At 52.5% G+C, this 6,877-nt stretch carries 4 protein-coding genes and 1 pseudogene; 2 read left to right on the forward strand and 3 right to left on the reverse strand.

Features of this window, described 5'->3' with window-relative positions; translation table 11 throughout:
• Positions 1-96 (forward strand): annotated as a pseudogene (locus tag EGH21_RS23905) (IS1595 family transposase); the annotation flags it as partial.
• Positions 97-2,009: 1,913 nt separating this feature from the next.
• On the forward strand, positions 2,010-2,993 hold the full coding sequence (locus EGH21_RS23910; RefSeq protein WP_220620907.1) for a DUF7983 family protein: 984 nt from the start codon (positions 2,010-2,012) through the stop codon (positions 2,991-2,993).
• 731 nt (positions 2,994-3,724) lie between these two features.
• Here EGH21_RS23910 and EGH21_RS23915 read toward each other — a convergent pair.
• From EGH21_RS23915 to EGH21_RS23925, 3 genes are all read right to left on the reverse strand, one after another.
• Complete coding sequence (locus EGH21_RS23915) at positions 3,725-5,650, reverse strand: hypothetical protein (RefSeq protein WP_220620908.1); 1,926 nt, start codon at positions 5,648-5,650, stop codon at positions 3,725-3,727.
• 544 nt (positions 5,651-6,194) lie between these two features.
• Positions 6,195-6,365 carry a hypothetical protein gene (locus EGH21_RS23920; protein ID WP_220620909.1) on the reverse strand — a complete coding sequence of 57 codons (171 nt, stop codon included), beginning with the start codon at positions 6,363-6,365 and terminating at the stop codon, positions 6,195-6,197.
• 2 nt (positions 6,366-6,367) lie between these two features.
• On the reverse strand, positions 6,368-6,745 hold the full coding sequence (locus EGH21_RS23925; protein WP_220620910.1) for a hypothetical protein: 378 nt from the start codon (positions 6,743-6,745) through the stop codon (positions 6,368-6,370).
• Positions 6,746-6,877: the final 132 nt, after the last annotated feature.

Genomic DNA, 6,877 nt, shown 5'->3' on the forward strand with positions numbered 1-6,877 from the left:
CTAACGCCGTATCTCAGAGCCTTTCAGCTCCGCTGCGAACTCTACAGAAAACCAGGCGATGACGCGCTCAAACATGCTATCGACGCCGCCCTCTGAAAATCAACAACGTGCTTCACAAGAGCGATCCCGGAGATAACCAGACATTCACGGCAGTCGAACTACCCGACTCGGCCCGTCTCCATGGACGGTACACGCTTGCTGCTGGCGAAACAAGTCAGACTTCCATTGAAGATTTCCCTCGCCGCTTTGCCGTGGTTGTTGTCGTCTCTCGGGATGTGGGGGAAATCGTGTGGTACGTCACGGTCAATTGTCATGAGCAGGCTCTTGCAGGGTTCGAAGTCATCCGTTTCTCCGATTCGGTGGGCGTCTCATACGGGTGCGTTTGAGACTCGTGTAGTCCGTGGCGGTAGTTCCCTCCCTGCATTGACCGGTTCCTGCAGATAACTGTTGGAACGGCGGTGCAGAATAGAGAAGATGGATTCAACAGGCTCGTAGCTGAAAATTCTGATAAATGGTTGTTATGTATTGAACACGAAGGGTATGAGAGCAGTCACCAGCTGAGGGTTTCAACAAAGCCTGACCAACGCAACCCAGTTGAGGGGCGTGTTACAGTGTTCTCACACCAACAGTAGAGGCATTTCCTGACGATATTGTTCATCGAGCGAGGGGTTGTTCGCTACTGTTGTCGTTCCCCTCTTAGCTTTAACTACGAACAATCAGTTGTTCGGACTACAGAATCAGCCTGCGATAACGCTCCCTCGATGTGTTTGGACGTCAGCTCATTCCCGGTGACGAAAGAACAGAGTTCAGACCGTGAGTGGAAAGGGAACGCCTCGGTGTGGCGGTCTGAGATAGTCCTCCTGACATTCACTGGGTGCTATGACAAAATCGACCAGCGTGTAGAGGGCACCCGTTCGGAGTTATATCCGATTTAGAGTATACATGTATATAATATACTTCCCCTCCAGAGGGACGATTGTGAGTAGTAGTCACATGGATAGGTGATCGAGCGCGCCTCACGCGTGCGCGCTTGAGCGGTCGGGCGGCCGCCCTACAGCAACGCATACAGCACAGCATACAGCTACAACTACAGCACCACACAGCACCGTACAGCACCGCACAGCACAGTTCCCCTTCCCTCTATGTATAATTACACGGTATAATTAACCGTATAATATACGTGCCAGTACAGTAACTCTCTATTTAGCTACTGCACAGAAAAACAAGTCGCTCTATGAAGTAATACTCACTGTATTTATGTATGTAAATCCATTAATTTTGATACCTTCAGTATTTCCTATAGATTGGTGATTGATACCCCATACTGAGACGTGGCTTGAGACTATACTGCCAGCGCGATTCTAAGGCACCTCACAAGGCGGTGAGACGATTTCTTGGTATTCTATGTGTGTCGGGGCATGTTGGACGAAGAATCTCACAGAGACCGACTGAAGAGGGATTCCTGTTTGGTGACTGTGTGAGTACCATAAGAATTGTTATGCATACCAACTAATATCAGATACTTTAGTTAGATGTAGGTGGGTTGGAACATTCATCCCGGCGCACAGCGCTCACTTAGGTAGCTTCGTCTCCGAAATTTCTGATCTGAGGTCAGGTTATTCCGTGTTATTTCCCACTCTCAGGGATAATGAACCAGAGTGTATGAACGGTAGTAATAAGACATTCCTCTTGAACGAGTCATACACCGGCAGTAGTTAGAGGTCATCCAAAGAGAGGTGGATTCCAATACTGTTCCACTGGGGTATCATATGCTCTGCGGTAGACAGCGTTCGTATCAACAAAAGCGGGCCGACCAAAGCCCGCGATGTAATCCCAACCGAAGTGGCGGGACACAACCTTAGGGGCTATTGCCCCGTTGAGAATACAAGCACCACTCGGGTGAAGACGTTTCGTTTCAGCTGACTCCCCGAACAAACTCCCGGCGCTTAACGAGTACATCCCTGACTTGCCGTCCATGAGTTTTTGACCTGTCCCGAGGAAGGTCAGATATGTCGTTCAGCGCGACGTGGAACAACCTTCTTGACAACGTAGAGGAATTGCCCTCCGACGCGACACTCGTCACACCGCTGTCTCGGAAGCCCTTCCGTGTGAAAGACTTACAACAGCATCGCCTCCTCATCTCCTTCCGCGATGACGACGGAACAATCCCGCTTCAGCGCGATCAGTTCGAGACGCTGTTCCAGCGGGTCGAAGACAGTCGTCAAGGGTTCGACCTCGACCGCCTCCCTCCTGATGCAGAACCATACGCGACAGTAATTAGTCTCCACCCACGGTTCGAGTTGGACGACCGAGAAGGAACGCTGAGTGAGACTGAAACGCCGACGAGTTCCCCGTTGGTTGACGCCCACGAGGTAGACAGCGAGAAGGGCGAGCGAGAAGAGCCGAACATCCCCGTCTATGCTGACACGCTCCTATTGATTGACGCGCTGGAACGTCACGATCCGACTGACCTCGAAGCGGTAGAGACGCCCGCGTTGGTGAACCTGTACACGCTCCTCTCCGACGTGCAACGGAACGCCAATGACCTGCGGCAGGACGTACGGAGTGTTCTGCTTGACCGACTCCACCATGACCAACCTGTCAGAGGCCAGTACGGGTCAGTTCAGCGTACTTCTCGGCGCAACCGTTCACTGAGAGATGAGGAGGAAGTACTGGATATACTGGGGGATGCAGGTATCGACCGCGAGCGCGTGACAAGTGTTGACTCCAGCAAAGTCGACGAAGCCCTGGAGGTAACAGAAGTCGCTGAATCGGACGTATATGAGATAGACGAGAGTGAGTACGTTCGTAAGGCCGAGGTCAATGAGGATGAGAAGGAGTCTCGTCTTCAGGGACTCAAAGACAGACTCGCCGCGACGGATGAAGATACCGAGGAGCTACAACAGGAAATCGAAGAACTGGAACAGCGGATAGACGACCTGACCAGCTTTGAATCCGGATCATCCTTCCACACGAAATCTGGAAGTATGTGACTGTGTTCACACACTGATTCTCTTGATGCTCAAATGCATGGAGCGGGAGAGAAAATTCGTTTACCCATTCTTGCACACAGAATGAAACTCGTGGACAACAAGGACCGTGAGTAGTTTCGAAGGGAACGGTCCATCGAGGCAGGGGTGAGAACAAACTGTGTCGATGACGTTGAACACAAAGGAAAACAGATGACCAGTACACCAGTGCCTGACCCTCGCTCGATGTGTTCAATCACTTCTTTCGGAACACTGGGTTTAACACACTATAGCCCGGCTTCGGAAACTACTCGGGGAACTCGACGTGGCCGTACTCGGGGGCTTCCTCGACACATACGTTCGAGAAGTGGAGAGCATTTCCACGATCGAGAGAGCAACTATGTAGTCATCGCTGATTTGATGAAGTGAATCCACGGAGTGTTCCCAGTCGCCTGAGCCGCCGAAATTCAGGAGGTAGGGTAAACAGAGAACTGGATGGTTGGATGGTCCAGGTTCGATACATAGACGGCGTTCTCAATCCACAGTTTGCTTGCTGTTGCTCTTCTTGATCATCAACCAGGAGTTCATCACAGAACGAATAGACCGCGTGAGTGCCTTGTTACTCACACAACGAAGCTCTTCATCGAGGAGTGGGGAAATCAAGCCTCCTCTATGCAGAGGAACATTCGGAGAACAACTTCCGCAGGTCATGGGGTAATCCACATAAGAACCCTAATGTGGGAAACCCAACGACCTCACGAATCGAACATCACAAACATCTCGAAGTCACCGCCACTCCATCTCCATTCATCTGCCCCCTGATACCCTGTTCCCTTTGACTTCGTGACTCTGTCCTGCTGTTCCATTTCATCGAGCCAGTTGATGACATAGGACTTGTCGCTACCAGTTTCTTCAGAGATTGTTCTGGCGGTACAACCGGATAGATTCTTATTCAGCACTTCCACGAACTGCTCCCGCTTCTCAGTAGTCGAGCGATATCCCGTCTCGATCTTTTCGTCAACCAACATCCGTGGAATCGCATCAGACCAAACGTACACAGTAGCCCCGGAGTTGGCGTCGTCAGGACTACGTGCATATCTTCCTACGGCTTGAGCCAGATTGTTCTCCCGTACTGACGCCAGCAGTTCCGCCGCAACATTAGCATCAGGCCCGGAGAACACACGGCCGGGTTTCCGCTTCTCGTTCCCTGCCTTCGTCCTCATCACTACCCGTTCAGCGACCATATCGCAGAGAACCAGAAGGTCGAGGATGTTCTCATCACCGGGGTCGATACACCCGATGAGCAAGCCGGTGCATTCCTCTTCGAAGTCGTTACGGCTTTTCTGCTCCCCGTAGTGCATCATCTTCGGCTCCTCGATTCCCGCTTCGGCCATCATCTGCTGAACATCCGGCTCGATACTCCCCGGGCTGATGCACGATTGGAACGCTTCACCGTGCAACCCCCGAACCTTCTGGATAATTGCCTTTGCACGCGATTCGCCAGCTCCCTTCCAATCCCTCGTGTAAGAACGGGTCGCATCGCCTATCTGCTTGACCACCAATCCACGTTCGTTTCGCCGCCACCATTTCCGTTCAGCAGGGGACAACACCTCTACAGGCTCAAGATCGTCAACGGTGTTGATTCTCCATCGAGTCTCTGATGGGAACGCATCAAGACCAATCACACAGCGGGCTTTCGAGAGGTCAGGAGTATGCTGAACATGTCTGATTTCCCCATCCTGACCCGCCATTACGACCTCAACACGTCCATCCTTTCCATGGTAACGTCCTGCGCAGATTTCCTCCGAGTCGAGGATAGCACGTCCGATAGCCGGCGCAAGTCGATGTGTTTCTTCTCGTCTGAATAGCCACTCCTCTGTGACCTCGTCCTCGAAGTATTCCCTGAGTTCTGCTTGCAACTCCGGCTTGTCGCGAATCACGGCATACTTGAGATCGACCATCGCACGGGTTTCGTCCGAGCGGTGACAGAGGAGATTAGTCGTTGCATCCTGAAACTGTTCTCTCTCCGTGGTATCGAACGCGAATCCATACTCGGGGCGCTCGTCGAAAATGACATTCGCCCCCTCAATGAGTTCGTCTACGTGTGCGAAATTCGCGGTGGTATGAAGCACATCATACTCCGGCTCGTCCTCGTCATACTCAATGTTCCACCATTGCGTGACACCGTCACAATACTCTCCACACGGAAGGTCGAGATGTTGATCCAACTTCTTGTGAGCTTTCAGGAACGTATTGTTACGCACGTTGCACATCCAGTCGAACCATTTTGACGGAGCGAGGCCGAGCGGTGCGGTGAACTCCTCGTCATAGTCGCCAGCCGCTACCGGACACGAATCACTCCGGCCGCGAAGCACGCGACAATCTACACCCGGTTCGTTACGACTTTTCTTGACAGCGTCCTTCCGGGCCTTCTTCGTTTGATGGATATGGATGACCTGTTTTCCACCGGTAATCTCTGGATAGTCACGCCATCGAGTCGTTGCAACACGGTGGGATTTCCCGAGTGAAGTCGGCGCGTCTATGAGCGTATTCTCACCTGATTCAAGAGCCGAGAATAGCGTATCTTTGAGCCGCCCACGTGCTTGGTCGGTAGTTACCCTGTTTGGAGAGTTCGTCGGTTCGTCATAGCCGTCGCTGTTCGAGATCAAGTCTGTTGTCATAGGTGGTATCTCGGTAGAAGTTTCTCAGCGGTTCGTTCTACTCTCCCCTCAATGCGTCAAGCCAACCGAACGAAACACGACAGTTACGACTGTTGGGTCGAGAGTCCCGCGAGAATCTGCCTCTACTCTACTAACAACGTCCATCGGTATAGTGCTACCGAAAGTCGCACGAAAGCGTAGATTTCTTCCAAAATCCGCAAGGTATTCTTCGGAGTCCAAACCCCGGGGTCAGGTGGCGAACCCCGTTTGCAAAAACAGGCTAACAGTCCGGCATCGTCTGACGGATCTGCTCCGATTTCTCCGTCTTCGAGCGCTTGTCGTAGTACTGCCTGACGTGTCGTAGCCACTGTTCACGAGGTCGGAAACGTCCTCGATGCAAAGGTCTCGAAAGAATGACTGGGTTGATGTGCGCCTTCTCTACGCGACAGCGATGGTTCCTCACTTGGCTCTGTTGAGGCCCTCCACAACTGATAGGACTCGCGTGCTGAATACAGACCGGTGAATCGCCCCATGTCATATGAAAGTCAGGTGCGAGTGGTTTCTACTACCGAAGTACACCGAGAATCGATGCAATACCGAAGATGACGAGGACTCCGCCGACTAACAGTTTGGTGTTGAACGATAGTGTATCCATCGTGAACAGGTATCCCGCGCCTATCCACGCGACAAGTGCAGCTCCAACCGGGCCGAGTTCCCCACCTGTGTTCGCACTCATCGTTAGAACCCGAGGAGGTCTCCCAGTCCACCGCCACCTCCGAAGTCGTGTGGGTCGCCGAAGTTGTCTCGGTCCTTGATGATGAACGTAAACTCGGTCTGGTCCATTCCCATCCCCATCCCGCCCCTGTTAGAGAATTTGTTCTCCAGTTCGCGCCAGCCGTCCATATCGTCAATTCCGCAGGCGAGGGCAATCACGTAAGGGTAGTTATCAGCGTAGTCTTCCAACTGCCCCCGGAGTTTCTTCTTTTGATCGTTGGAGAAGTGGCGCTTCATTTCGATACCGACCGTATCGTCTATGACCACATCACCGCGAGAGTTTCCCCGTTCACGACTGACGACGTATCCACCGCTTCCGCCGCCACCCATGAAGTCACCCATCCCACCATCCGTCTTTAGCTAAGAGAAGAATCGCGTGACAGCGGCGGCTTATCGAGGCTACTTTTCGAGAGGAATGAGGAGGAGAAGTCTGTGCACAACCCTCGCTCCTCATCGAGAATTATGCGTCGACTC

This window comes from Haloarcula rubra (genome assembly GCF_019599465.1).
In the GTDB taxonomy this organism is placed as follows: domain Archaea; phylum Halobacteriota; class Halobacteria; order Halobacteriales; family Haloarculaceae; genus Haloarcula; species Haloarcula rubra.

Excerpts from the sequence above, each read along its gene's own strand:
- EGH21_RS23910 (WP_220620907.1), top strand. The coding sequence starts at position 2,010 with ATGTCGTTCAGCGCGACGTGGAACAACCTTCTTGACAACGTAGAGGAA.
- EGH21_RS23915 (WP_220620908.1), bottom strand. The coding sequence starts at position 5,650 with ATGACAACAGACTTGATCTCGAACAGCGACGGCTATGACGAACCGACG.
- EGH21_RS23920 (WP_220620909.1), bottom strand. The coding sequence starts at position 6,365 with ATGAGTGCGAACACAGGTGGGGAACTCGGCCCGGTTGGAGCTGCACTT.
- EGH21_RS23925 (WP_220620910.1), bottom strand. The coding sequence starts at position 6,745 with ATGGGTGACTTCATGGGTGGCGGCGGAAGCGGTGGATACGTCGTCAGT.